This is a genomic window from Streptomyces sp. NPDC090108 (assembly GCF_044747185.1).
Classification (GTDB): Bacteria; Actinomycetota; Actinomycetes; order Streptomycetales; family Streptomycetaceae; genus Streptomyces.
Genome location: NZ_JBIVDQ010000004.1, coordinates 458,634 through 483,332, shown reverse-complemented (window position 1 = coordinate 483,332; position 24,699 = coordinate 458,634). Strand labels below are relative to the sequence as shown.

At 72.1% G+C, this 24,699-nt stretch carries 22 protein-coding genes; 10 read left to right on the top strand and 12 right to left on the bottom strand.

Translation table 11 applies throughout. The features are described from left to right. Nucleotides 1-21: 21 nt before the first annotated feature. From cysC to ACIPRD_RS16960, 7 genes are all read left to right on the top strand, one after another. Nucleotides 22-558, top strand: a complete 537-nt coding sequence (gene cysC, locus ACIPRD_RS16990) for an adenylyl-sulfate kinase (protein ID WP_356399731.1) — start codon at nt 22-24, stop codon at nt 556-558. Nucleotides 559-652: 94 nt separating this feature from the next. Next, entirely contained in the window at nt 653-1,597 is a 945-nt protein-coding gene (cysD, locus tag ACIPRD_RS16985; RefSeq protein WP_356399733.1) for a sulfate adenylyltransferase subunit CysD, read from the top strand. 2 nt (nt 1,598-1,599) lie between these two features. Then, complete coding sequence (locus ACIPRD_RS16980; protein ID WP_356399735.1) at nt 1,600-2,934, top strand: GTP-binding protein; 1,335 nt, start codon at nt 1,600-1,602, stop codon at nt 2,932-2,934. Between the two features lie 235 nt (nt 2,935-3,169). Next, on the top strand, nt 3,170-4,282 hold the full coding sequence (locus tag ACIPRD_RS16975) for an aliphatic sulfonate ABC transporter substrate-binding protein (RefSeq protein WP_401563770.1): 1,113 nt from the start codon (nt 3,170-3,172) through the stop codon (nt 4,280-4,282). A gap of 36 nt (nt 4,283-4,318) precedes the next feature. After that, nucleotides 4,319-5,098: an ABC transporter ATP-binding protein gene (locus ACIPRD_RS16970; protein ID WP_356399738.1), complete on the top strand. Its 780-nt coding sequence runs from the start codon at nt 4,319-4,321 to the stop codon at nt 5,096-5,098. Next, nucleotides 5,085-6,017, top strand: coding sequence for an ABC transporter permease (locus ACIPRD_RS16965; protein ID WP_356399740.1), 933 nt, complete (start codon nt 5,085-5,087; stop codon nt 6,015-6,017). The genes ACIPRD_RS16970 and ACIPRD_RS16965 overlap by 14 nt, the downstream gene beginning before the upstream one ends. 5 nt (nt 6,018-6,022) lie before the next feature. Beyond that, nucleotides 6,023-6,766, top strand: coding sequence for a sirohydrochlorin chelatase (locus ACIPRD_RS16960; RefSeq protein WP_356399742.1), 744 nt, complete (start codon nt 6,023-6,025; stop codon nt 6,764-6,766). Between the two features lie 30 nt (nt 6,767-6,796). Here the strand turns inward: ACIPRD_RS16960 and ACIPRD_RS16955 are convergent, their stop codons facing one another. The 3 genes from ACIPRD_RS16955 to ACIPRD_RS16945 form a co-directional block, all read right to left on the bottom strand. Continuing rightward, the gene (locus tag ACIPRD_RS16955; RefSeq protein ID WP_356399744.1) at nt 6,797-7,096 is read right to left on the bottom strand and encodes a hypothetical protein; all 300 of its coding nucleotides are present in this window, start codon (nt 7,094-7,096) and stop codon (nt 6,797-6,799) included. 517 nt (nt 7,097-7,613) lie between these two features. Continuing rightward, entirely contained in the window at nt 7,614-8,297 is a 684-nt protein-coding gene (locus ACIPRD_RS16950) for a DsbA family protein (protein WP_401563766.1), read from the bottom strand. Nucleotides 8,298-8,403: 106 nt separating this feature from the next. Further along, nucleotides 8,404-8,949 (bottom strand): DUF1697 domain-containing protein, encoded by a 546-nt coding sequence (locus ACIPRD_RS16945; RefSeq protein WP_401563765.1) that lies wholly within the window; start codon nt 8,947-8,949, stop codon nt 8,404-8,406. 415 nt (nt 8,950-9,364) lie between these two features. Between ACIPRD_RS16945 and ACIPRD_RS16940 the strand changes: the two genes are divergently transcribed. Further along, nucleotides 9,365-11,611, top strand: coding sequence for an MMPL family transporter (locus ACIPRD_RS16940; RefSeq protein WP_401563762.1), 2,247 nt, complete (start codon nt 9,365-9,367; stop codon nt 11,609-11,611). Between the two features lie 74 nt (nt 11,612-11,685). On the opposite strand, the gene ACIPRD_RS16935 is transcribed toward ACIPRD_RS16940, so the two are convergent. Genes ACIPRD_RS16935 through ACIPRD_RS16920 form a run of 4 tightly spaced genes read right to left on the bottom strand, consistent with a single transcriptional unit; the run spans nt 11,686 to nt 15,358 of the window. Continuing rightward, on the bottom strand, nt 11,686-12,294 hold the full coding sequence (locus ACIPRD_RS16935; protein WP_356399751.1) for a hypothetical protein: 609 nt from the start codon (nt 12,292-12,294) through the stop codon (nt 11,686-11,688). Between the two features lie 18 nt (nt 12,295-12,312). Next, nucleotides 12,313-13,611 (bottom strand): ABC transporter substrate-binding protein, encoded by a 1,299-nt coding sequence (locus ACIPRD_RS16930; RefSeq protein WP_401563759.1) that lies wholly within the window; start codon nt 13,609-13,611, stop codon nt 12,313-12,315. Next, nucleotides 13,611-14,444: a carbohydrate ABC transporter permease gene (locus ACIPRD_RS16925; RefSeq protein ID WP_356399756.1), complete on the bottom strand. Its 834-nt coding sequence runs from the start codon at nt 14,442-14,444 to the stop codon at nt 13,611-13,613. Before ACIPRD_RS16925 ends, ACIPRD_RS16930 begins: the two co-directional genes overlap by 1 nt. Beyond that, a complete protein-coding gene (locus ACIPRD_RS16920; protein WP_401563757.1) occupies nt 14,441-15,358 on the bottom strand; it encodes a carbohydrate ABC transporter permease in 918 nt (305 codons plus the stop codon). Before ACIPRD_RS16920 ends, ACIPRD_RS16925 begins: the two co-directional genes overlap by 4 nt. 229 nt (nt 15,359-15,587) lie before the next feature. On the opposite strand from ACIPRD_RS16920, the gene ACIPRD_RS16915 reads away from it, so the two are divergent. Further along, nucleotides 15,588-16,451, top strand: a complete 864-nt coding sequence (locus tag ACIPRD_RS16915; RefSeq protein WP_401563755.1) for a phosphotransferase — start codon at nt 15,588-15,590, stop codon at nt 16,449-16,451. A 24-nt stretch (nt 16,452-16,475) separates the two neighbouring features. Here ACIPRD_RS16915 and ACIPRD_RS16910 read toward each other — a convergent pair whose 3' ends face one another. From ACIPRD_RS16910 to ACIPRD_RS16890, 5 genes are all read right to left on the bottom strand, one after another. Beyond that, a complete protein-coding gene (locus ACIPRD_RS16910) occupies nt 16,476-17,279 on the bottom strand; it encodes an SAM-dependent methyltransferase (RefSeq protein ID WP_401563753.1) in 804 nt (267 codons plus the stop codon). Nucleotides 17,280-17,401: 122 nt separating this feature from the next. Further along, nucleotides 17,402-18,115, bottom strand: a complete 714-nt coding sequence (locus ACIPRD_RS16905; RefSeq protein ID WP_356399764.1) for a 3'-5' exonuclease — start codon at nt 18,113-18,115, stop codon at nt 17,402-17,404. Between the two features lie 248 nt (nt 18,116-18,363). After that, entirely contained in the window at nt 18,364-19,602 is a 1,239-nt protein-coding gene (locus ACIPRD_RS16900; RefSeq protein WP_401563751.1) for an SAV2148 family HEPN domain-containing protein, read from the bottom strand. Nucleotides 19,603-19,704: 102 nt separating this feature from the next. Next, a complete protein-coding gene (locus ACIPRD_RS16895) occupies nt 19,705-21,054 on the bottom strand; it encodes a copper amine oxidase (protein WP_401563748.1) in 1,350 nt (449 codons plus the stop codon). 178 nt (nt 21,055-21,232) lie between these two features. Continuing rightward, on the bottom strand, nt 21,233-22,057 hold the full coding sequence (locus ACIPRD_RS16890) for a Tat pathway signal sequence domain protein (RefSeq protein WP_401563747.1): 825 nt from the start codon (nt 22,055-22,057) through the stop codon (nt 21,233-21,235). A gap of 325 nt (nt 22,058-22,382) precedes the next feature. On the opposite strand from ACIPRD_RS16890, the gene glgX reads away from it, so the two are divergent. After that, complete coding sequence (glgX, locus tag ACIPRD_RS16885; protein ID WP_356399772.1) at nt 22,383-24,521, top strand: glycogen debranching protein GlgX; 2,139 nt, start codon at nt 22,383-22,385, stop codon at nt 24,519-24,521. Nucleotides 24,522-24,699 lie beyond the last annotated feature (178 nt).

Here is a 24,699-nt window from a genome sequence, read left to right as displayed (position 1 = left end):
GACGCGAATCAGGAGAGCCTCGTGACCGACGGAGCCACTGTCTGGCTCACGGGTCTGCCGAGCGCCGGCAAGACCACCATCGCCCACGAGCTGGCCGCGCGGCTGCGCGCCGAGGGCCATCGCGTGGAGATCCTGGACGGCGACGAGATCCGGGAGTTCCTCTCCGCGGGCCTCGGCTTCTCCCGTGCGGACCGGCACACCAACGTGCGGCGCATCGGCTTCGTGGCCGAGCTGCTCGCCCGCAACGGCGTCAAGGCGCTGGTGCCGGTGATCGCGCCGTACGCGGACAGCCGCGAGGCGGTGCGTGAGCGGCACGCGGAGCACGGGACGCCGTATCTGGAGATCCATGTGGCGACCCCGGTCGAGGTGTGCTCGGTGCGGGACGTGAAGGGGCTCTACGCCAAGCAGGCCGCGGGCGAGCTGACCGGACTGACCGGGGTGGACGACCCCTACGAGGAGCCGGAGAAGCCCGATCTGCGGATCGAGTCGCAGCACCACAGCGTGCCGGAGTCCGCGGCCCTGGTCCATGCGCTGCTCGGCGAGAAGGGGCTCCTGTGAAGGACGCGCACGCGGCCGCGGGGACGCGCCGTACGGACGGAGACGGGGGCACCCCCTGGGCGGTTTCCCCGGGTGAGAACGAAAGGGGCACAGCATGACGACCGTCGCCGAGGTGACGGGCGGCGAGGAGGGCACGGCCGGTCCGTACGCCCTCTCGCACCTGGACGCGCTGGAGTCCGAGGCGGTGCACATCTTCCGCGAGGTGGCGGGCGAGTTCGAGAACCCGGTGATCCTGTTCTCCGGTGGCAAGGACTCCATCGTCATGCTGCATCTCGCGCTGAAGGCGTTCGCCCCGGCCGCCGTGCCCTTCTCGCTCCTCCATGTGGACACGGGACACAACTTCCCCGAGGTGCTGGAGTACCGGGACCGTGTGGTGGACGCACATGGGCTGCGCCTCCATGTGGCTTCCGTCCAGGACTACATCGACCGCGGTGTGCTGAAGGAACGTCCCGACGGCACCCGTAACCCGCTGCAGACCCTGCCGCTCACGGAGAAGATCCAGAGCGAGAAGTTCGACGCGGTGTTCGGCGGCGGCCGGCGCGACGAGGAGAAGGCCCGCGCCAAGGAGCGGGTGTTCTCGCTGCGGGACGAGTTCTCCCAGTGGGACCCCCGCCGGCAGCGCCCCGAGCTGTGGAACCTGTACAACGGCCGGCACGCGCCCGGCGAGCACGTGCGCGTCTTCCCGCTGTCCAACTGGACCGAGCTGGACGTGTGGCAGTACATCGCCCGCGAGGGCATCGAGCTGCCGGAGATCTACTTCGCGCACGAGCGCGAGGTGTTCAGCCGGTCGGGCATGTGGCTGACCGCCGGTGAGTGGGGCGGCCCGAAGGACACCGAGGCCACCGAGAAGCGGCTCGTGCGCTACCGGACCGTCGGCGACATGTCCTGCACGGGCGCGGTCGACTCGGACGCGACCACGCTGGACGCCGTGATCGCCGAGATCGCCGCGTCCCGGCTCACCGAACGGGGCGCCACCCGCGCCGACGACAAGCTCTCCGAGGCCGCGATGGAAGACCGCAAGCGCGAGGGGTACTTCTGAGCATGAGCACGACGACGACCGAGAAGCTCTCGGCCACCACGCTGCTGCGGTTCGCCACCGCGGGCTCCGTCGACGACGGCAAGTCCACGCTGGTCGGACGGCTGCTGCACGACTCCAAGTCGGTCCTCGTCGACCAACTGGAGGCCGTGGAGCGGGCGTCGGCGAGCCGCGGCCAGGACGGCCCCGACCTCGCGCTGCTCACCGACGGCCTGCGCGCCGAACGGGAGCAGGGCATCACCATCGACGTGGCCTACCGCTACTTCGCGACCCCGCGCCGCCGGTTCATCCTGGCCGACACGCCCGGCCATGTGCAGTACACCCGCAACATGGTCACCGGCGCCTCCACGGCCGAGCTGACCGTGGTGCTCGTCGACGCCCGCAACGGCGTCGTCGAGCAGACCCGCCGGCACGCGGCGATCGCCGCGCTGCTGCGGGTCCCGCACGTGGTGCTGGCCGTGAACAAGATGGACCTCGTCGGCTACCAGGAGTCCGTGTTCGCCGCGATCGCCGAGGAGTTCACGGCGTACGCGACCGAGCTGGGCGTCCCCGAGGTCACCGCGATCCCGATCTCGGCACTCGCCGGGGACAACGTGGTGGAGCCGTCCGCGCACATGGACTGGTACGGCGGCCCGACCGTCCTGGAGCACCTGGAGACGGTGCCGGTCAGCCACGACCTGTCGCACTGCCACGCCCGGCTGCCCGTGCAGTACGTGATCCGCCCGCAGAGCGCCGAGCACCCCGACTACCGGGGATACGCGGGCCAGATCGCGGCCGGCGGCTTCCGGGTCGGCGAGGAGGTCACCGTCCTGCCGTCCGGCCGGACGACCCGGATCTCCGGCATCGACCTGCTCGGCACGCCCGTGGACGTGGCCTGGACGACGCAGTCGGTGACCGTGCTGCTCGAGGACGACATCGACGTCTCGCGCGGCGACCTGATCGTGCCGGCGAAGGACGCGCCGGCCGTCACCCAGGACGTGGAGGCGACCGTCTGCCATGTCGCCGATCAGCCGCTGACCGTCGGACACCGGGTGCTGCTCAAGCACGGCACGCGCACGGTCAAGGCCGTCGTGCGGGACATCCCGTCGCGTCTCACGCTCGACGACCTGTCCCTGCACCCGCATCCGGGACAGCTCGCCGCCAACGACATCGGGCGGGTGAAGATCCGTACCGCCGAGCCGCTGCCGGCCGACTCCTACGCGGACTCGCGGCGCACCGGTTCCTTCATCCTGATCGACCCGGCGGACGGCACCACGCTCACCGCGGGCATGGTCGGCGAGTCGTTCGCCGCGCCGGAGCCGGTCGAGGACGCTTCCGCCGACGAGGGCTGGGACTTCTGACGATGAACCCGACCGATTTCTACTCCACGTTCGCCAAGGAGGGCGGCCGTGTGGGCAGCGGCGCCCTCGGCAGCGGCCAGGGCGGAGTCGCGCGATGTGCGGGCTGACGTACGCGCACCGCCTGCGCGCCCACACCCCCCACGTGCGGTACCAGAAGCGACGAAGACCCTTTGCCGAACTCCCGGCCACGACCTGAGAGTCCGTGACCGCCGGGCCACCGAGAGGAAAGCCTCCCGTGCCTGCCACCAGCTCGAAACTGCTCCGCCGCGGAATCGCCGCGTTCGCCGCACTGCCGCTGCTGGCCCTCGCGGCCTGCGGTTACGGATCCGAGGCCAAGGGCGGGGACGCCGACCAGAAGGTCGCCGCCGGGGCCAGGAAGATCGACGGCCTGGACTCCGTGAGGATCGGCTACTTCGGGAACCTCACCCACGCGACCGCGCTGGTCGGCCGCCGGCAGGGCACCTTCCAGAAGGAACTGGGCGCCACCAAGGCCGAGTACGCCACCTTCAACGCGGGGCCGTCCGAGATCGAGGCCCTCAACTCCGGCTCCATCGACATCGGCTGGATCGGCCCGTCCCCCGCGATCAACGGCTACACCAAGTCGGGCGGCACGGACCTGAGGATCATCGGCGGTTCGGCGTCCGGCGGCGTCAAGCTCGTCGTCGACCCGAAGAAGATCAAGTCCCTGAAGGACGTCAAGGGCAAGAAGATAGCCACCCCGCAGCTCGGCAACACGCAGGACGTGGCGTTCCTCAACTGGATCGCCGGCCAGGGCTGGAAGGTCGACGCGCAGAGCGGCAAGGGTGACGTCACCGTCGTCCGCAGCGACAACAAGGTGACCCCGGACGCCTTCAAGTCGCACTCCATCGACGGCGCGTGGGTACCGGAGCCGACCGCGTCCAAGCTGGTCGCCGAGGGGGGCAAGGTCCTGCTCGACGAGTCCTCCCTGTGGCCGGACAAGAAGTTCGTGATCACCAACATCATCGTGTCGCAGAAGTTCCTCAAGGCCCACCCCGCGGCCGTCGAGGCGGTACTGAGGGCCTCCGTCCGGACCAACAAGTGGATCAAGGCCAACCCGGACGCGGCCAAGGCGGCGGCGAACGAGCAGCTGGAGGCGGACTCCGGCAAGGCACTGCCCGCGCAGGTCCTGGACCCGGCCTGGCAGTCCATCCGGACGACCGACGACCCGCTGGCCGCCACGCTGCACACCGAGGCGGACCACGCGGTGAAGGCCGGCCTGCTGGACAAGCCGGACCTCAAGGGGATCTACGACCTGACGATCCTCAACAAGGTCCTCAAGGCCGAGGGCGCGGCCCCGGTCGACGCGGCCGGCCTCGGCTCCAGCTGACGCCGGGTCCCGACGATCTCCCAGGAGGTGACGACCATGTCCACGACCCTCGCCAAGGCCGAACCGTCGGCGGCGTACGCAGCACACCTCGAGCAGGTCTCGAAGTCCTTCGCGACGCCGGACGGTGAGCAGCTCGTCCTGGACGGCATCAGCCTCGATGTCGCGCCGGGCGAGTTCGTCACCCTCCTGGGGGCCTCGGGCTGCGGCAAGTCCACGCTGCTCAACCTGGTGGCGGGCCTCGACCGGCCCTCCGCCGGGGCCATCAGCACGGACGGACGGCCCGCGCTGATGTTCCAGGAGCACGCCCTGTTCCCGTGGCTGACCGCGGGCAGGAACATCGAACTCGCCCTGAAACTGGGCGGAGTTCCCAAGCCCGACCGGCGCGCCCGGGCGGAGGAGCTGCTGGAGCTCGTCCGGCTGAAGGGCGCCCACGGCAAGCGGGTGCACGAGCTGTCGGGCGGTATGCGCCAGCGGGTGGCGCTGGCGCGCGCGCTGGCACAGGAGAGCAACCTGCTGCTGATGGACGAGCCGTTCGCGGCGCTGGACGCCATCACCCGGGACGTGCTGCACGACGAGCTGACCCGGATCTGGCAGGAGACCGGGGTCTCGGTCCTGTTCGTCACGCACAACGTGCGCGAGGCCGTGCGTCTGGCGCAGCGCGTGGTGCTGCTGTCCTCCCGTCCGGGCCGGGTGGCCCGGGAGTGGACGGTGGACATCCCGCAGCCGCGCCGCATCGAGGACGCGCCCGTGGCGGAACTGTCCCTGGAGATCACCGATGTACTGCGTGGGGAGATCCGCCGCCATGGCCAGCACTGAGACGACCACCTCCGGGACGCGGACGCCCGGACCCGGGAGCGCACAGGACCCGGAGGGCACGAACGGCACGGGAAGCGTGGAGGCGGGCCTCGACGCGCTGGAGTCGGTGCGCTCCGGGCGGCCGCCGCTGCGCCGGACCCTGGTCGACAAGGTCGTGCCGCCGGTCACCGCGGTGCTCGTGGTCCTGCTGGTCTGGCAGGGGCTGATCTGGCTGAGGATCGCCGACGATCCCGGCAAGCTGCCCTCGCCGGGCGCGGTGTGGCACGCGGTCCAGCGGGACTGGCTGGAGGGCAAGCTCCTCGGCTACATCTGGACCAGTGTCTCGCGCGGCCTGCTCGGCTTCTTCTTCGCGCTGCTCATCGGCACCCCGCTGGGGCTGCTGGTGGCCCGGGTGCGGTTCGTGCGCGCGGCGATCGGGCCGATCCTGTCCGGGCTGCAGTCGCTGCCGTCGGTGGCGTGGGTGCCGCCGGCGGTGATCTGGCTCGGCCTGAACAACTCGATGATGTACGCGGTGATCCTGCTGGGGGCGGTACCCTCCATCGCCAACGGCCTGGTGTCCGGCGTGGACCAGGTGCCGCCGCTGTTCCTGCGGGCGGGCCGCACGATGGGCGCCTCCGGGCTGCGCGGCGTCTGGCACGTCACGCTGCCCGCGGCGCTGCCCGGCTACGTGGCGGGCATGAAGCAGGGCTGGGCGTTCTCCTGGCGTTCGCTGATGGCCGCCGAGATCATCGCGTCCTTCCCCGATCTCGGCGTGGGTCTGGGCCAGTTGCTGGAGAACGGCCGCAACTCGGTCGACATGGCGATGGTGTTCGAGGCGATCCTGCTCATCCTGTTCGTCGGCATCGCCATCGACCTGCTCATCTTCAGCCCGCTGGAACGCTGGGTGCTGCGCAGCCGCGGCCTGCTGGTGAAGGGCTGACGGCCATGTCCGGCGCTCCTGTCCTCCTCGTCGTCGCCCATGGCAGCCGCGATCCGCGGCACGCCGCGACCGTGCACGCCCTGGTGCGGCTGCTGCGGTCGACGCGGCCGGGGCTGCGCGTGGAGACCGGTTTCCTCGACTTCAACGTCCCGTCGGTGCACGGGGTGCTGGAGTCGCTGGCGGCCGAGGGAGTGCGTGACGTCGTGGCGCAGCCGCTGCTGCTGACGCGTGCCTTCCACGCCAAGGCGGACATCCCCGCGGTCCTGCGGGACGCGCCGGCGCGGCTGCGGATCAGGCAGGCGGAGGTGCTCGGCCCGTCCCCGCTGCTGCTGTCGGCGCTGGAACGGCGGCTGTACGAGGCGGGGCTGCGTCCCGCCGACAGGTCCTCGACCGGGGTCGTGCTGGCCTCGGCGGGGTCATCGGACCCGGAGGCGATCGCGGTGATCGCCGACATCGCGCGGGAGTGGTGGCACACCGGTTGGTGCGCCGTGCGGCCCGCGTTCGCCTCCGCCACCGGATTCCCGCGCACCGAGGAGGCCGTGGCGGACCTGCGCGCCCTCGGCTGTGCGCGGGTGGCCGTCGCGCCGTACGTCCTGGCACCAGGCTTCCTCCCCGACCGCATCGCGCGGGGCGCGGCGGAGGCGGACGTGCTGGCGGACGTGCTGGGACCGGCGCCGGAGGTGGCGCGGGTGCTGCTCGACCGGTACGCGGAGGCCGTCGTGTCGGCCCCGCTGGCCCTGGGGGCATGAGAGCGCCCCGTGCCCGCCGGGGCCCGCGGGTCAGAGGCCGAGGGCGTTGCTGAGCTGCTGGGTGAAGGCCAGGCTGCCGGAGCCGGCCATGGCGCCGATGCTGACGGCCTCCAGGGCCGAGCGGATGCGTCCCCGGTTGGGCGGATAGCCGTCCTCCGCGGCCTGGGCCAGTTCGTCCTGGATCACCTCGCCGTGACCGGCGAGCACCGGGTACTCCGCCCGCAGCGCCTCGGCGAGGCCGTCCGCGAGGCGGATCAGGGCCTCCAGGCCGGGCTCGGCGCCGGGCCGGTAGCGGCCGGGGGTGCTGCCGTGGAAGTTGTACGCGCTCAATTCGTGTCCTCACTCCTGGTCCGACGGAGCCATGGGATGCGGGTTCCGGCGAGGGCGTGCGGTACGGCGCCGCCGGGACCGCCGACGTTACCGAGGCCACGGGGTGTCCCACCGGTTCCGCCCAGTGGATCAGAGCGCCGCGGCCGCCGCCGGAGGGCCGAAAATCGGCACCCGTTCGAGTGACGGATGCCCGTCGGCCGGTACACGCGGGCGCGGGCGCGCTGCTCCCGGCTCGGCCGGCGCGCGCCGCGCCCCCGGCACGACGCAGGTGTGCCTTCACCGGTTTCACGTGGGCGGGTGCGTTCCGGGCCGTGGGCGCGAAGGGCCGCCCACGTTCCGACGTTCCCCTGTGACGTCGGATCGTGAGCGGCCCTTCGTTCTGCGCCGCACGGGAGGTAAATGTCACAGGCGGGCACCGGGTCGTCACACCGCACCGGTGATTATCGGCCAACCTTGCGACAGGGGCGCGTGGTTGACAACCGGCTGGTGCGCGCCTCCGGAATCCCGGCCGCCGCGGTCAGTCGAAGCGGAGCCCTCCCGTGCGGGTGCGCTTGAGTTCGAAGAAGTCGGGATGGCCCGCCAACGTGCGGAAACTGTCGAAGAGTTCGGCCGCCTCCGCGCCCCGCGGGACCGCTCGCAGCACCGGTCCGAACCACACGGTTCCGTCGACATGGAGGGTGGGTGTGCCCACGTACCCTCCCGACTCCGGCTCCGCGCCCCGTTCATGGCTGCGGCGCACCGCTTCGTCGTACGACGGATCGCGCGCCGCGTCCGCCAGCGCGGCGGGGAGTCCGAGCTCGGCGAGGGACTCGGCGATCACCACGTCGAAGTCCTTGACGCCCCGCTCGTGGATCCGGACGCCGAAGGCGGTGTACAGCTCCCCCAGCGCCTGCTCGCCCCGCTCTGCGGCGACGGCCGCGGCGACCCGCACCGGTCCGATCGAGCGGTCGACCAGATCCCGGTACCAGTCGGGAAGTTCGTTGCCGGTGTTGTGCAGATACAGGCTCATCACATGGAAGCGCAGGTCGAGCGGGCGGGTCCGTTCGACCTCCAGCATCCAGCGCGACGTGATCCAGGCGAAGGGGCAGGCGGGGTCGAAGTAGAAGTCGACACGGGCGGGTTCGGCGGTGCGTCGGTTCCCGGTCCCGGCCTCACCCTTGGTCTCGGCCTTGATCCCGGTCTCGGTCTCGGTCTGTGTCATGCCGTCGACGCTAGTGCGCCGTTGGCCTGTCACCGCGGTCCAATCGGCCACCCTGTTCTTGGGCCAATCCCGCCTCCGCGGAGGGGCGGGAGACCACCCCGTCCCCTCACTCCCGGGTCATCTCGACGAGCTTGAGCACCGTGTTCCAGTTCCGGCCGGTGGCGATCAGACCCTGGGTGACCCGCGGCCGGGACAGCTCGACGGCGAGCCTGGAGCGGCCGAGTCCCTCGGGGGCGTAGACGTACAGGCAGCGGTCGCCGACGCGGAACTCCTCGGGCAGGCGGGCCTCCTGGTCGATCCACGCGAGACGGTCGGGGTCGGCCGGCGCGGAGAGATAGGTGACGTGCAGCTGTCTGGGCTCCAGCCGCTCGGCCGGGAAGGGGCAGGCCTCGGCGACCGCGGCGAGATAGGCGTGATCGCGCACGATCACGTCGACACCGAAGCCTAAACGGTCCTCGACCGCCCGGGACAACTCGTCGGCCAGGGAGTCCTCGTCGCCATGACCGGCGCTGAACACGGCCTGGCCGGACTGCAGATGGGTCCGTACGCCGTCGTGCCCCAGACCGGTGATCAGGGCGCGCAGGTCGGCCATCGGGAGCTTCCTGGCGCCGCCCACGTTGATCCCGCGCAACAGCGCCGCATAGGTGGTCATCCGGCCACGATAGAGGGGCGGTCGTGCCCCGTGGGGGTGGGCACGACCGCCGGGGCCCGGCATACGCCGGACTGCGCGAAACTCTCGCCGATCGAGCGGGTGCGCTGCAACCTCTCCACGCAGCTGTGACTTGTTCAACAAGCTTGTGAAATCACAAAGTGGATCTCTGTCGGCGGATCGGACAGGACGGCTCCCGGAGACCGGAACCGACAGCGCCCGGACCGTCCCCGAGAGTCACCCCCGAGAACCTCCGATAGATGTAAGGGGTCACCGTCCTCCCCAGCGGTGAGTCCGGCCCCGCACACGTCACCGGCCAGTACGACGAGACGTCCGCACCCCGCCCCTACTGTCGGAACAGACATGCGAAGACGTGGCGGCAGGGGGCCGTCACCGCGTACGAGGGGGACATCCCGTCATGGGGAAGACAGATGTGCGCGTGCGGGGCCTCGCCGCCCGCGCCGGCGGCTGGAGCGCCCGGCACCGCTGGGCGGCCGTCGGCATATGGGTGTTGTTCGTCGTCCTGGCCATGGGGCTCGGCTCGGCGGCCGGCCGGGTCGACGTGGACGAGAGCGACCAGCTCAAGGGGGAGACGCACACCGCCGCGCGCATCATCGAGGACGCGGGGATCGAGCGGCCGGCCGGCGAGACCGTCCTGATCCAGTCCCGGGACGGCTCGCTGCGGGCCACCGGCACGGAGTTCCGCGCGGGCGTCGCCGACGTGATGAAGGCCGTGGAGGACACCGGCAGGGTCACCCACCTCACCTCCCCCTACGACACGCGGACCATCTCCCGTGACGGGCGCAGCGCGCTGGTGCGCTTCGAGATGCGCGGGGACGCGGACACCGCGGGCGAACGGGTCGCGCCGGTGCTGGACGCCGTGGCCGGGGTGCAGAAGGCCCACGGCGGGCTGCGGATCGAGGAGATCGGCGCCGCCAGCATGAACAAGCAGTACAAGGACGCCTTCGGGGACGACTTCCAGAAGGCCGAGTACTCGGCGGTCCCGGTCGCCTTCGGCATCCTGCTGATCGCGTTCGGCGCGCTGGTGGCGGCGCTGCTGCCGGTGGGCCTGGCGGTCACCGCGATCATGGCGACGATGGGCCTGATGGGTCTGGTCAGCCATGTGCAGCCGATGAGCGACACCGCCAACTCCGTGATGCTGCTGGTGGGCATGGCCGTCGGCGTCGACTACTGCCTGTTCTATCTGCGCCGGGAGCGCGAGGAGCGGGCCGCCGGGCACGACGCGGGCACCGCGCTCAGGATCGCGGCCGCGACCAGCGGCCGCGCGGTCATCGTCTCCGGTGTCACGGTGTGCGTGGCGATGGCGGGCATGCTCTTCACCGGTCTCGCCGAGTTCGAGGCGATGGGCCTGGCCTCGCTGATGGTGGTGGCGGTCGCCATGGTCGGTTCGGTGACGGTGCTGCCCGCGCTGCTGTCCCTGCTCGGCGAGCGGGTGGAGAAGGGGCGGCTGCCGTTCCTGCGCCGCCGCACGGCCGGCCCGGACGAGGGCAGCCGGTTCTGGAGCGCGGTGCTGCGGCGGGTGCTGGCGAAGCCGCTGGTGTCGGTCGTGGTGGCCGCGGGCGCGCTGCTGGCGGTGGCCGCCCCCGCCCTGGGTATGAACACCCAGCAGCTCACCCTGGACCAGGAGTTCGGGGACTCGCTCCCGATCGTGCAGACGTACAACCGGCTGAACGACGCCTTCCCGGGCGGCTCCGAGCCCGCCCAGGTGGTCGTACGGGCCGAGGACATCGGCGCGCCCGAAGTCCGGGGCGCGATCGACGACTTCAAGCGTCGGGCGGTCTCCTCCGGGGCCTCGCGCGGCCCCGTGGACGTCACGGTGTACGCGGAGCGGAACGTCGCCCTGATCGACGTGCCGCTGGTCGGCGGCTCCGACATGGACCGGGCGGTCGAGAGCCTCGACAAGCTGCGTGACGAGGTACGGCCCGCCACGCTCGGCAGGGTCGCCGGGCTGGAGGCCCCTGTCACCGGCCAGGTCGCCGGCAACCAGGACTTCAACGACCAGCTGCTCGGATCCGTCGTCCCGGTCTTCGCGTTCGTGGTCGTCTTCGCCTTCCTGCTGATGCTGCTGTCGTTCCGCTCGCTGACGGTCGCCATCACCTCGATCGTCCTCAACCTGCTGTCGGTGGGCGCCGCTTACGGCATCCTCGTCGCGGTCTTCCAGCACGGCTGGGGCGCGTCCCTGGTGGGCGCGGAGGGTGTCGGCGCGATCGTCACCTGGCTGCCGCTGTTCCTGTTCGTGATCCTGTTCGGACTGTCGATGGACTACCACGTGTTCGTGGTCTCCCGGATCCGCGAGGCCCGGCTGCGCGGCCGCAGCACGAAGGACGCCATCCAGCACGGCGTGGTGACCACCGCCGGTGTCGTCACCAGCGCCGCGGTCATCATGGTGGCCGTGTTCGGGATCTTCGGCACGCTGTCCATGCAGTCCATGAAGCAGATGGGCGTGGGCCTGGCCGCCGCCGTCCTCATCGACGCGACGGTCATCCGCGGAGTGCTGCTGCCGGCCGTGATGGCGCTGCTCGGCGAGCGCAACTGGTACCTGCCGAAGTGGCTGCACCGCCTGCCGGACCTGACGCACGACGATGCGCCGCAGCCGGCCGACGCGCTCCCGGCCCAGGAGCGGGACGAGCGGCTGCGGGTCTGACCCGGCCCTCCCCGGTCCCGCACGACGGGGCCCGTCTGTACCCCCGAGGGGGGCCGGCGGGCCCCGTCGCCCGTTCAGCAGGTGATCGTGTCCACGTGCGACCAGACCGGGTCGGTCGCGTCGCCCTCGATCAGCAGGCTGCCGCCGTCCGGGCCCCAGTGCAGGTCGTACGTGCCCGAGGCCCAGGGGCGGTAGCCGTCGTCGGCCGTCCAGTCGCCCACGTGGGCGCCGAACCCGGTGAAGCCCGCCGCGTAGACGTCTCCCCTGCCGCTCATCAGGAACGACGTCTCGCGCACGACGACCCGGCAGCCGTCCGGGCCGTACGGCCCCTGGACGTAGTAGTCGGCGCCCAGGTCGTCCAGGGCCTCGATCAGGACACCCAGCCCGATCAGCAGGATCAGCACGGCCCCGGCGAGACCGGCGACCGGGCGCAGCCGGAACGGCCCGGCGCCCGGCGGCCGCCGCGCGGGCGGGTCCGGGAAGAGGCGTCCCCGCAGCAGCACGGCCGCGGTGAGGAGCGCCACGCCCGCCGGGACCCAGCCGGGCACCACCCGCCCGAACACGACGAGGACGTAGTCGCTCCAGGCCAGCACGCCGGCGGCGGCCACGGCCGCGCAACCGACGACACCTCGCGACAACTTGTCTTCGAGCCGGCCGAGCCGGCTGCGCGGGACCTCGTGCATCCGGGCACGATAGCCCCCTCAGCGCTGGTACCGGGCCAGCACCAGGTCGCCGTCCTTCTCCAGGCGGCCGCGCAGTCCGGCGAGGCCGGTGGCGCCGCTGTAGTACTCCTGGAAGGCGGGCGTGGCCACCTTGTCCTTCCACTCCGGGTAGCCGCGGACGGTCTGGGCGGGCGCGGGGCGCAGGTGTCCGGCCAGGGCGGTGCCGGTCGCCCAGCCGTTCTCCGCGGTGTGCAGGGCGGGGTCCTTCAGGGCCTCGGTGCCGGTGGGCAGCATCCAGTCGCCGAGGGCGAGCCGGACCATGTTCCGCGGCCTCAGCAGGAAGTCGATGAAGGCGGCCGCCTCCTTCTTGTGGGGGCAGTCCGCGGCGATGGACAGGGTCTGCGGGCTGACGCCCTGGGTGAGGCCGGCGGCGCCCGCGGGGGCGGGCAGCACCTGCCAGCGGAAGCCCTTGGGGGCCTGCTGGGCGATCTGCTGGCGGTAGGAGAGGCCCAGCGGGACCATCGCGTACCGGCCGCCGAAGAAGCCCGGCAGCGTGTCCGAGCCGCCGCTGCCGAGCGTCGAGGCGGGGGCGCTGTGGTCGACCGTGACCTGGTCGTGGACGATCCGCGGTACGACGGCCTCACCGGGGCCGAACCGCACGCTCACCTTGCCGTCGGCGCCCCGCTGGAAGAGCCGGCCGCCCGTCGAGAGCGAGAGGTTGAGCGTGACGGAGACGGGCTCCTTCAGCGGCCAGGCCACGCCGTACTTCCCGTCGCCGCTGAGCCACTTGGCGATCTGCCGGAACTCGGCCCAGCTCCAGGGGTGTGCCGGCGTCGGTATGCGCACCCCGGCCGTGCGCAGCCAGGTGGCGTTGGCGATCAGCACCCGGGGCTCCTGGAGGAACGGCACCCCGTACACCCCGTCGCCGAAGACCGCCGTGTCCCAGCTGTGCCGCGGGATGTCCGCCTTCAGCCGGGCGGACAGGAGGCCGGTGAGGTCGGCCAGGTAGCCGCCGTAGGCGAAGTCGGCGAGGTCGTCGGAGGCGTCGTGGACGATGTCGGGGGCCTCGCCTCCCTCGAAGGAGGTGAGCAGTTGATCGTGCACGCTGTCCCAGCTGCCCTGGACGTACTCGACCTTGACGTCCCGGTGGCTCGCGTTCCACTCCCGGACCAGTTCCCGGTTGGCGGTGACGGACTCCTGCTGCCAGGCCAGGGACTGGAAGCGCAGGGTGACGGGTCCGCCCACGTCGCGCGTGCCCGGGGAGCAGCCGGCGAGGAGCAGGAGGAGGACGCCGGCGAGCGCCCCGAAGAGTCCGGTCCGCGTGCGCGCGTTCCGCATCAGCTCTTCACCGCCCCGGCGATCAGGCCGCCCGTGATCCGCCGCTGCACGAGGGCGAACACGACCAGGGACGGCAGGGTGGCGAGGAACGCCGCGGCGGCCAGCGGGCCGAGGTCCGCGACGCCCTCCGCGCCGAGGAAGTGGGTGAGGACGACCGGGAGGGTCTGCTTGCCGGGGCTCTTCAGCAGCACCAGCGCGAAGAAGAACTCGTTCCAGGCGGTGACGAAGGCGAACATGGCCGTCGCCGCGATCCCCGGGGCGAGCAGCGGCGCCGTCACCGACACCAGGGTCCGCAGCCGCCCGGCCCCGTCGACGGCGGCCGCCTCCTCCAGCTCCGCGGGCACCGCCCGCACGTATCCGGTGAGCATCCACAGCGCGAAGGGCAGCGCCCACACCACGTAGACGGCCACCAGTCCGGCGAGCGAGTCGATCAGCCGCAGGTTCTTCAGCACCAGGAACAGCGGGATGATGACGAGGACGAACGGGAAGGCCTGGCTGACCACCACCCACGCGCCCGTCGCCCGCGCCAGCGGACCCCGGCGCCTGGCGGTGACGTAGGCCATCGGTGTCGCGATCAGTACGGCGACGACGGCCGCGCCGGCCGCCGCGAGCAGGGAGTTGAGGGCGGCGTGCAGCAGCGGCTGCTCGTCGAAGGCCTGCCGGAAGTTGGCGAGGGTGGGGTCGCGCGGGATCCAGGTGGGGTGCGGACGGGCCAGCTCGCCCGGCGGCTTGAACGCGGTGGACAGCAGCCACAGGAGCGGGAAGGCCAGAAACAGCAGGTACGCGAGCAGCGCGGTGTACTGTCCGGCGCGCGCCGCGGGGCGGGTCCTCACGCGTCCTCGCCTCCTCGCAGCCGGCCGGCCAGGAACACCGCGAGCAGGACCGAGATCACCGCGACCATCACGCATCCCATCGCCGCCGCGTAGCCGAACTGGCCGTAGCGGAAGGCTTCTTCGTAGGCGAACAGCATGGGCAGCCGCGTCCTGCCGCCGGGGCCGCCGCTCGTGAGGACGTACACGAGCGCGAAGGAGTTGAAGTTCCAGATGAGGTTGAGCGCGGTGACGGCGAGGGCGACCGGCCGGAGGGCGGGCCAGGTGACCGTGCGGAAGCGGCGCCAGGCGCCGGCACCGTCGACGGCCGCCGCCTCGTGCAGTTCGCGCGGGGTGTTCTGGAGTCCGGCGAGCAGCGCGACGGTGGTCTGCGGCATGCCCGCCCAGACGCCGACGACGATGACGGCGGGCAGCGCGGTGGCGAGCCCGCTCAGCCAGTCCCGGCCGCCGCCGAGGCCGAGGTGGCGGAGGGTCTCGTTCAGGATGCCGGCGTCCGGGTTGTAGACCAGGCGCCACATGATGCCGACGACGACCTCGGGCATCGCCCAGGGGACGATCGCGAGGGCGCGCGCCAGCGGGCGGAACCAGAGGTTCTGGTCGAGGAGGAGGGCAAGGCCGAGGGCCAGCAGGAACTGGGGCACGGTCACGCCGACCGCCCACACCAGGCCGATCCGGAACGACTCCCAGAACAGCGTGTCGTGCAGCAGGTCCCGGAAGTTCAGTACGCCGGTCCACGTGGTGGGCGCGGCGCGGCCGGACTGGGCGTCGGTGAACGCCAGCAGAATGCCGTACAGCAGCGGTCCCACGCTGAGGACGAGGATCGGGATCAGGGCGGGCAGCACCAGGAACCAGGCGCCGGGACCGGCGGCGCCTCCACCCGTGCGCCGGTCCCGCCGCGCTTCGGCCACCGCTGCCACGGAACCAGCCTCCGTCCTGTCGCCGCCACGACGCTTGACGCGTTCATGTTCGTAAAGGCGTGAAGTCACGTCAAGGGACCGCGCACAGGGCGCGACCTGTACGAATGCGAGGATGGCCGGAGCCGGGCGGTCCCGGCACGATCGGAACGGGACGGTCGGCACGGGACGGTCGGCATGGGACGGCCGGCACGGGACGGTCGGCATGGGAAGAACGGCACGGAGGCGCACGATGGACGAGGCACGGGCACGGGACGTACTGGCCGAGGCGAAGGTACTGCCGGGTCCGGCGCGCGACGCGCGGCTCCTCGCCCTCGGCGAGAACGCGGTGTTCGCCGCCGGTGATCTGGTCGTCAAGGTCGGCCGGGACGCCGAACTCCTCGGCCGGGCCCGCCGCGAGCTGGACATCGCGGGCTGGCTGGCCGGCGCGGACGTGCCCGCGGTGCGTGCGGCCGAGCCCGAGCCGCTGCTGGTGGACGGCCACCCGGTGACCGTGTGGCACCGGCTGCCCGATCCCGTACGGCCCGCCGAACCGCGCGACCTCGCGGAACTGCTGCGCGTCGTGCACGCGCTGCCCGCTCCCCCGTTCGCGCTGCCGCCCCGCGAACTGCTGGGCGGGGTGGAGCGCTGGCTGCGGCTCGCGGGCGACGCGATCGCGCCCGAGGACGCGGCGTATCTGCGCGAGCGCCGCGACGGCTTCGCGGCGGCCGCGGCGGCCCTCACGCCGCACCTGACCCCCGGCCCCATCCACGGCGACGCGCTGCCCCGCAACGTGCACATCGGCCCCGACGGCCCGGTCCTGGTCGACCTGGAGACCTTCTCCGCCGACCTGCGCGAGCACGACCTGGTGGTCATGGCCCTCTCCCACGACCGCTACGGCCTCCCCGACGAGGCCTACGACTCCTTCACCGGGTCCTACGGCTGGGACGTCCGCGCCTGGGAGGGCTGCTCGGTCCTGCGCGGCGCCCGCGAGACCGCGAGCTGCGCCTGGGTCGCCCAGCACGCCCCGTCCAACCCCAAGGCCCTCGCCGAGTTCGAACGCAGGGTCGCCTCCCTCCGCACCGGCGACGAAACGGTCCGCTGGTACCCGTTCTGACCGGTACCGGAGGCTCCGCGGGGGCTACTCCTTCAGGCCCACCGCGCCCGCCGCGTGGCCCTGTTCGCGGGGGGTGCCGGGGGCGTCGGGGTCCGGGCGCCAGTCGGCGGATCTGACCAGGCCCGGTTCGACCAGGCGCAGGCCCTGCAGGAAGCTGCCGATGTGCTCGGGGGCGCGCAGGTGGTACGTGTTGACGGACTGGGCGTTGTACGCCGCGACCGCCGCCTGGAGCGGTTCGCTGGTGGCCGTGCCGTCGCTCAGGGCCACGTAGCTGCCCCGGGGCAGGGCGTCGATCAGTTCGGCCACGATCCGTCCGGGCTCCTCCTCGTCCGCGACCTGGCCCATGATGTTGAGCAGCATCAGGCCGATGGGCCGGTCGAAGTCCAGGGTCTGGGCGGCCTGGGTGAGGATCTTCTGCGGATCGCGCACGTCGGCGTCGAGGTAGGCGCACGCCCCTTCCGGCGTGCTGCGCAGCAGGGCGTCGGCGTGGGCGAGGACGATGGGGTCGTTGTCCACGTAGACGATCCGGCTCTCGGGCGCGATGCCCTGGGCGACCTCATGGGTGTTGTCCGTGGTGGGCAGCCCGGTGCCGATGTCGAGGAACTGGCGGATCCCGGCGTCCTTCGCCAGGAACCTCACCGCGCGGACCAGGAAGCGCCGTTGCACCCGGGCGATGGCCGCGAACTCGGGGAAGTGCTCCAGGATCAGGTCGCCGGCCTGGCTGTCCACCGGATAGTGGTTCTTGCCGCCGAGCAGGTAGTCCCACACCCGCGCGGAGTGGGGTCGATCGGTCTGCAGCCTGCTGCCCCAGTCGTCTCGCTCAGTCATGGCCGAAGCATGACACAGAGAGGTGTCCGGGAAACATCAACTTCCTTGTCCCGCAGCCCCGTTGTTCACCAGCGCCCCCTGCCCGGCAGCCCGGGCCGGAGTGCTCGCGGCGCCCGAGCCGCTCAGGGCCTCCGCGGTATGAGCGGCCACGCCGACTCGACGACGGCCGCCGGATCCGCGGTGCGCCGCAGATAGGCCTGCAGGGAGGCCGACTGCTCGGCCGCGGCCCGCACCTGGAGGGCGTGGAGCTCGGCCGGGGGCATCGCCCCGACGCGCCGGTGCCTCTCCGCCATGCGCCGCACGACCCGGCCCGCGGCCACGGCGTCGGCCCTGGCGTTGTGCGCGTCGTCGAGCGACACCCCGTAGTGGTCGCAGAGCGCGTGGAGGGCCCGCCTCCCCTTGCGGTACTTGTCCACGTGCTTGTCGATCACCAGCGGGTCGATGACCGTCAGCGGCCCGCCGCCCAGCCGGTCGCCGATCGGCTCGACGCCGTACCGCCGGCACTCGCGGTCGAGCAGCGACAGGTCGTAGCGCGCGTTCATCACCACCAGGGGCAGCCCCGAACGCGCCCCCTCCGCGACGGCTTCCACGATCTCCTCGACCGCGGGAGCGGGCCGCACCCCGTCGGCGCGGGCGCGCTCGGTCGAGATCCCGTGGATCGCCGACGCCTGCTCCGGTATCGCCACCCCGGGATCGAGCAGCCAGGTCCGCTCCTGCGAGACGGTCCCGTCCGGGTCCAGCCGGACGACCGCCGCGGTGACGATGCGGTCGGTCTCCACGTCCGTGCCCGTGGTCTCCAGGTCGAAGGCCATCAGCGGCCCGGTGGTCCAGCTCATCGCACGGCCTCCGCGGAGACGGGGAGGACCGGCCCGACGCCCGTCCTCCGGCGCGGCACACGCGCGCCGGCGGCGGCGCGGGTGCCGTTCGGATCGGTTGCGGCCGTCTTCGCGTCGAAGCCGGCCGACGGCTTCCTGTGCCGTCGCATGGGCGGTCCCCCTTCTCGGTGGTGCTGTCCCCCAGTGGGTTCCACCTTCGCACGGGGCACTGACAATCCGAGGGGTGCGTTCCGCCGGTGACGGACGAGTCAGGACACCGGGCGCGAATCGGACCAGGACATCTCGAATTCCTCACGATAGGTGGGGAAAAGTCCGGTTTCCATCGCATCGTCCGACTTGACCACGCGGCTGCCTCCCCGCAGCACCAGCACCGGTGACTCCATCCCCCGCGCCCCACGCAGATAGGACTGCACCACGGCGACACCGTCCGCGCCGTCCCCGTCCACGAGGTAGGCGGTGAAGCGGGGCGTCTCGTCGTACACCTGGATCTCGAAGGCGCCCGGATCGCGCAGCCGGGAGCGCACCCGGCGCATGTGCAGGATGTTCATCTCCACGGCGCGGCTCAGCTCGCCCCGCTTCATCCCGAGCTCGCGCTCGCGGCGCTTGACCGCGCTGGAGGCAGGGTTGAGGAAGAGCAGCCGCACCCGGGTGCCGCCCTCGGCGAGCCGCACCAGGCGGCGCCCGGAGAAGTTCTGCACCAGCAGGTTGAGCCCGATGCCGATGGCGTCCAGGCGCCGGGCGCGGCCGAAGAGGTCCTCGGCCGGGAACTGGCGCATGAGCCGCACCCGGTCCGGGTGCACCGCGACCACGTCGGCGTACCGGTCGCCGACCAGGTCCTCGACCGCGTCGACGGGCAGCCGGCCGGCCGAGGGCACGTCGGCCCCGGCGCCGAGGAGTTCCAGCAGCCGGGCGGAGGCCCGCTCGGCCTGGTTCAGCACGGCCTCGGACAGGGCCCGGTTGCGGGAGACGACATTGCGCGTCACCTCCAGCTCGTCCAGGGCGAGTTCGAGGTCCCTGCGCTCCTCGAAGTAGGGCGCGAAGCAGGGCCAGTGCTGCACCATCAGCTCGCGCAGCTGGGGCAGCGTCAGGAAGCTGAGCACGTTGTCGTCGGCCGGGTCGAGCAAGTAGCCCTTGCGGCGGCTGACTTCGCGCACGGCGACCGCCCGCTGCATCCATTCCTGCCCGGTGTGGCCGGCCGCGGCCACCACCCACTCGTCACCGTGGACGGGTTCGTAGACGGGGCGCAGCACGGCGGCCACGACCGCCCGCATCCGCTGCTCGACGAGGTTCAGCCAGATGTAGGCCCTGCCCGCCCGCTGGGCGCGGGTGCGCACCTCGTGCCAGGCGTCGGCGTCCCAGTCCAGTTCCGGCCCGATGGACCCCGCGGCCATCGGACGGGCCAGGGACACCGCGCCGGGCGGGACGTCTGTGGAGTTCCCCTCGTGACCCTCGCCACCAGGGGGCAGCTCCAGCCCTCCCGAGCCCACCCGTGCACCGCCTTCCGTCCCCCGGACCTTCCCCGTCCCAACGATCAAGGAAGGGTACTCCGGGAGCGGCGGCCGGTGCAGCCGGATGGGCAGGTCGGTTTCTCAACTACGGGGTCGCCAGTGGCCGTTCTGCCCTGCCAGCTCGGCGGGAGTGAGCGGATTCATAGCCGTGACGTCGCGGGGTGCGATGCTGAAACCCTGCCAGTGGACCGGCATGGGCTGCTGGTCCTCGTCGCGGGCGATGTGGTGGAAGCCCACGTTCATCCACACCACCGGGTGAGTGAGGGTCTGTCCGTTGACCCACCGGTCGACCGACCGGGGTGTTCCGGCGGCGCATCCGGGGTTGTTGCTGGCGAACAGCTGGCACTTGTCGTACTCGGTGAAGTACACGTCGTGGCGGGTGAACGGGCGCCCGGGGTAACGGGTGCTGGGGCCGGGCACGATCTCGTACGAACGGGCGTGGCCGTCGGCGTTCTTGCCGGCCGTGCTGACGATCCGCCACCAGCGGTAGGTCTTGCTGTCGCCCGCGAGTTCCTTGGTGACGGCGGTGCGGGTGGTCCTGTTGGTGGGCGCCTGGCCGCCGGGGGCGGGGGCGGTGACGGCGGAGTCGTACTGCTCGACCTTCGCCTTGGAGGAGCCGTCGAGGCCGAAGTCTATCCGCCAGAACACATTGTGGCTGTGACTGGTGGCGTAGGCGCGGGCCCCCTTGCCGATGGGCCAGCCGCGGCCGTCGCCGGCGTCGTAGTCGTCGTAGGAGAGGCTGCCGGTCGCGCCGACGTTCATCTGGACGGTGCCGTCGTCCTGGAAGCGCCATTCGGTCAGGTACTCGTACCAGCCGACCTGGTTGACCGTGTAGACGAGCAGGTCCTTGCCCTGGGTCTGGAAGACCTTGTTCGCGCTGTCGCCCTGCATGCGGTAGGCGTGTCCGCGTGAACGGGTCGTCGTGCAGAGGCCCTTGACGTCGGGATTAGCCGGGTCCACGGCGTCCGGGACGCGTACGGTCCTGATGGTGCCGCCGGGGCATTCGCCGGGGGCGAGGTTCACCAGGCCCTGGGCGAACCCGAAGCCCGTCAGGTCGTCGTACTCGACGCTGCCGTCGTCGTAGGGCACGTCGATCTGGGCGAGGCGGGCGCTGTTCAGCACCTTGACGGGCTTGGGTTCGCCCTTGGGCTGGTAGGAGACGTGTTCGAGGACGAGCCCGGCCTTGCTGTCGTAGCGCCAGCACATCCGCCAGGTGGTGCCGCCGGTCAGTTTCTGCTCGATGCGGTAGGCGGCGCCGCAGTCGGCGGCGGGGGCGGCGCTCTGCCGGGTACCGGCGGCCGCCTGGTGGGCGGCCACCGGGCGGGCGGTGGCCGGTCCCGCGCCGGCCGCGGCTCCGGCGGCGAGCACGGCCAGGGTGAGGCCGACGGATGCGGCCCGGACGCGGGCACGCGTGATCCTGTTCACGGGCATGACGGAACGACTCTCCTGAAGTGGACGAGTGTGGAGGGTGGAGGGGCGAACGACCCTGTGGCACGCCGGACTTGGCCGTCCACGCGGGCCGGTGATCGGCGCGGCCGCGCCGGTCACCGGATGCCGGCTGCGGGCTGCGGGCTGCGGGCTGCGGGCTTGCCGGGGCCGGCGCCGGTGCTCAGCGCCGTTCGAGCCGGCCGACCTTGCGGGTGCTCAGGTCGACGACGAGCCTGCGGGCGTCGATCCAGGGCCCGTTCTTGACCTTCGGGAACAGCCGTACACAGCGGTGTTCGCCGCAGGAGTCGAGGACGGCGGGCTGCCCGCCCGGTACGGCCCGGTAGACCGCCCCGTTGAGCAGGAGCTGGTCCGGGGAGGTCAGTTCACGGCCGGTGGCGTCCTTGTAGTCCGCCTTGAGTCCGGCGCCGAGCGGGTCCGCGATGAGCAGTCCGGCCCCCTCGGTGTTCTCGGCGCGGCTGAGCGGCGGCTGGACACCGTGGCTGACGGCCGTCCGCTCGACGGTCCCGGTGTCCAGGGCGACGGTCCTGGTGACGAGCGAGTCGTCCCGGTAGTCGTAGAAGGTCACGTCGGCCCGCCGCGGCGGGTCCGGCTCGTCGAGCTCGCCGGCCTCGGGTTCGGCGAGGTCGACGCTCAGCCGCTGCGGGCCGCGGCCGCCGGCGACGTTCTCCCCGGTGCTCAGCAGCCGCCCGGTCCGGGCGATCCGCTCGACCCGCCGGATCTCGTCGTCGGTGAGCGGGTCTCGGCCCGTGCCCTTCTCGCCCTCGGCCGGCACCGGTGCGACCACTCCCGGCCGCACCTCGTCCAGCCCCTGGCCGGACTGCGCGGCGGCCCGCGTGCCGGTGCCCGGGCCCCCGCCCGCGCCCCCGCTCTCGTCCGCCCCCGCCGTGCCCGGCAGCGTGACGGCGGCCATCACCGCGGTCCCTGCGGCCGCCAGGCCCACCCCCGCCATCACCTTGCCCAGATGGCGGTGCACTGTCTCGCGCACGTCTTCCCCCTGTCCTCCCGGTGTCACGGGAGTACCTGTCTGCCCCACTGGTTCGGCACACGGCCGCGGCCCGCGCTGGTCGACGCGGGTCACCACCGGTCGCGAGGATCGTCCGAGCCCGGGGAGAAGCCCTTCTGGCGCCCCGGACATCTCCGAGGCCCCTCGGGTCCCTCTCGGGCCCCCTTGCCGCTCTCGCTCCACGATGCGCCGTATGCACCGGTCGGCGGGTAAGAGGGGTGTAAGTCATGTGAGGTTCCCTCACTTTCGGGCAGACTCGCGGTCAACGGGCCCCCGGCGGGGCACAACACCTGGAAGAGTCGGGGTCATGCAGGTCTGGCCTGGAGAGGCGTATCCGCTCGGCGCCACCTATGACGGCGCCGGAACCAACTTCGCGGTCTTCACGGAGGCCGCGGACCGAGCAGAGCTGTGTCTGCTGCACGACGACGGCTCGGAGACGGCGGTGGAGCTGCGCGAGAGCGACGGCTTCGTGCGGCACGCGTACGTGCCGGGTGTGATGCCGGGACAGCGTTACGGGTTCCGGGTGCACGGCCCGTACGACCCGGGGCGCGGGCTGCGCTGCAACTCGGCGAAGCTGCTCCTCGACCCCTACGCGAAGGCGATCGCCGGGTCCGTGCGGTGGGGCGAGGAGGTGTACGGCTACCACTTCGACGCCCCCGACCGGCGCAACGACCTGGACTCGGCGCCGCACACCATGAGCTCGGTGGTGATCAACCCGTACTTCGACTGGGGCGACGACCGGCCGCCGCGCACCGAGTACCACCACACGGTCATCTACGAGGCCCACGTCAAGGGGCTGACGATGCGCCACCCGGGGCTCCCGGAGGAGCTGCGGGGCACGTACGCGGGACTCGCCCACCCCGCGGTCATCGAGCATCTGACCGAACTGGGCGTCACCGCGCTGGAACTGATGCCCGTACACCAGTTCGTGAACGACCACCGGCTCGCCGACATGGGTCTGAGCAACTACTGGGGCTACAACACCATCGGCTTCTTCTCCCCGCACAACGCGTACGCCTCCTGGGGCGACCGCGGCCAGCAGGTCCTGGAGTTCAAGTCGGCGGTCCGGGCGCTGCACGAGGCCGGGATCGAGGTCATCCTCGACGTGGTCTACAACCACACCGCCGAGGGCAACCACCTGGGCCCGACGCTGTCGTTCAAGGGTCTCGACAACCCGTCGTACTACCGGCTGGCGGACGACCCGCGCTACTACATGGACACCACGGGCACCGGGAACTCGCTGCTCATGCGGTCGCCGCACGTCCTCCAGCTGATCATGGACTCGCTGCGGTACTGGGTGACCGAGATGCATGTCGACGGGTTCCGCTTCGACCTCGCGGCGACGCTCGCCCGGCAGTTCCACGAGGTGGACCGGCTCTCGTCGTTCTTCGACCTGGTGCAGCAGGACCCCGTGGTCTCCCAGGTGAAGCTGATCGCCGAGCCCTGGGACGTGGGCGAGGGCGGCTACCAGGTGGGCAACTTCCCGCCGCTGTGGACCGAGTGGAACGGCAAGTACCGCGACACCGTGCGGGACCTGTGGCGCGGAGAGCCGCGCGCGCTCGCGGAGTTCGCCTCGCGGCTGACCGGTTCCTCGGACCTCTACCAGGACGACGGGCGCCGGCCGCTCGCCTCCATCAACTTCGTCACCTGCCACGACGGTTTCACCCTGGGCGACCTGGTCTCGTACAACGAGAAGCACAACCGGGCCAACGGCGAGGACGACCGGGACGGCGAGAGCCACAACCGGTCCTGGAACTGCGGTGCCGAGGGCGAGACGGACGACGAGGACGTACGGCGTCTGCGCGCGCGGCAGATGCGGAACTTCGTCGCCACGCTGATGCTGTCCCAGGGCGTGCCGATGATCAGCCACGGCGACGAGTTCGCCCGCACCCAGCGCGGCAACAACAACGCCTACTGCCAGGACAACGAGCTGTCCTGGGTGCGGTGGCCCGAGGAGGGCGATGCCGGGGACGGCACCGGCGCCGGCGACGACGGGCTGCTGGAGTTCGTCCGCGCGATGGTGTGGCTGCGCCGGGACCACCCGGTGTTCCGGCGGCGGCGCTTCTTCCACGGGCGCCCGGTGGAGGGCACGCACGACGCGCTGTCCGACATCGTCTGGTTCACGCCGGAGGGCGCGGAGATGACGCAGCGGGACTGGGACTCCGCCCAGGCGTCCGCGCTGGCGGTGTTCCTGAACGGCAACGCGATCTCCGAGCCCGGTCCGCGCGGGGAGCGGATCAGCGACGACTCCTTCCTGCTGATGTTCAACGCCTCCCCCCAGGAGCTGGACTTCCAGGTGCCCGCCGATCACGGCAGGCAGTGGCAGGTCGTCGTCGACACCGCCCTGCCGGAGGGGGTGGCGCCGGGCACCGGCCAGAAGGTGGCGGCCGGCGAGCGCCTCACCCTGCCGGACCGCAGCATGACGGTGCTGCGCCGGCCCGCGTGAGAAAGACGGCGGCGGGCCGACGGGTGCGGCACCGGGTGCGGCGGGCCGGCGCGTGCGGGGCGTGCGGCGTGAGACCCGGCTGCGGGCACGGGACGCGGGGTGCGCCCGGACCGCCGATGCGCCCGGGGCGCCGGTACGGGCGTGCGCGTGAGACCTGGCGGGGATGTGGCCGGTCCCG

Bases quoted from the DNA above. Each gene is read 5' to 3' on its own strand.
- ACIPRD_RS16980 (WP_356399735.1), top strand. From the start codon at position 1,600: ATGAGCACGACGACGACCGAGAAGCTCTCGGCCACCACGCTGCTGCGG.
- ACIPRD_RS16960 (WP_356399742.1), top strand. From the start codon at position 6,023: ATGTCCGGCGCTCCTGTCCTCCTCGTCGTCGCCCATGGCAGCCGCGAT.
- ACIPRD_RS16915 (WP_401563755.1), top strand. From the start codon at position 15,588: ATGGACGAGGCACGGGCACGGGACGTACTGGCCGAGGCGAAGGTACTG.
- ACIPRD_RS16935 (WP_356399751.1), bottom strand. From the start codon at position 12,294: ATGCACGAGGTCCCGCGCAGCCGGCTCGGCCGGCTCGAAGACAAGTTG.
- ACIPRD_RS16950 (WP_401563766.1), bottom strand. From the start codon at position 8,297: ATGACACAGACCGAGACCGAGACCGGGATCAAGGCCGAGACCAAGGGT.
- ACIPRD_RS16895 (WP_401563748.1), bottom strand. From the start codon at position 21,054: ATGCCCGTGAACAGGATCACGCGTGCCCGCGTCCGGGCCGCATCCGTC.
- ACIPRD_RS16910 (WP_401563753.1), bottom strand. From the start codon at position 17,279: ATGACTGAGCGAGACGACTGGGGCAGCAGGCTGCAGACCGATCGACCC.
- ACIPRD_RS16965 (WP_356399740.1), top strand. From the start codon at position 5,085: ATGGCCAGCACTGAGACGACCACCTCCGGGACGCGGACGCCCGGACCC.
- ACIPRD_RS16970 (WP_356399738.1), top strand. From the start codon at position 4,319: ATGTCCACGACCCTCGCCAAGGCCGAACCGTCGGCGGCGTACGCAGCA.
- glgX (WP_356399772.1), top strand. From the start codon at position 22,383: ATGCAGGTCTGGCCTGGAGAGGCGTATCCGCTCGGCGCCACCTATGAC.
- ACIPRD_RS16905 (WP_356399764.1), bottom strand. From the start codon at position 18,115: ATGAGCTGGACCACCGGGCCGCTGATGGCCTTCGACCTGGAGACCACG.
- ACIPRD_RS16945 (WP_401563765.1), bottom strand. From the start codon at position 8,949: ATGACCACCTATGCGGCGCTGTTGCGCGGGATCAACGTGGGCGGCGCC.
- ACIPRD_RS16930 (WP_401563759.1), bottom strand. From the start codon at position 13,611: ATGCGGAACGCGCGCACGCGGACCGGACTCTTCGGGGCGCTCGCCGGC.
- ACIPRD_RS16940 (WP_401563762.1), top strand. From the start codon at position 9,365: ATGGGGAAGACAGATGTGCGCGTGCGGGGCCTCGCCGCCCGCGCCGGC.
- cysD (WP_356399733.1), top strand. From the start codon at position 653: ATGACGACCGTCGCCGAGGTGACGGGCGGCGAGGAGGGCACGGCCGGT.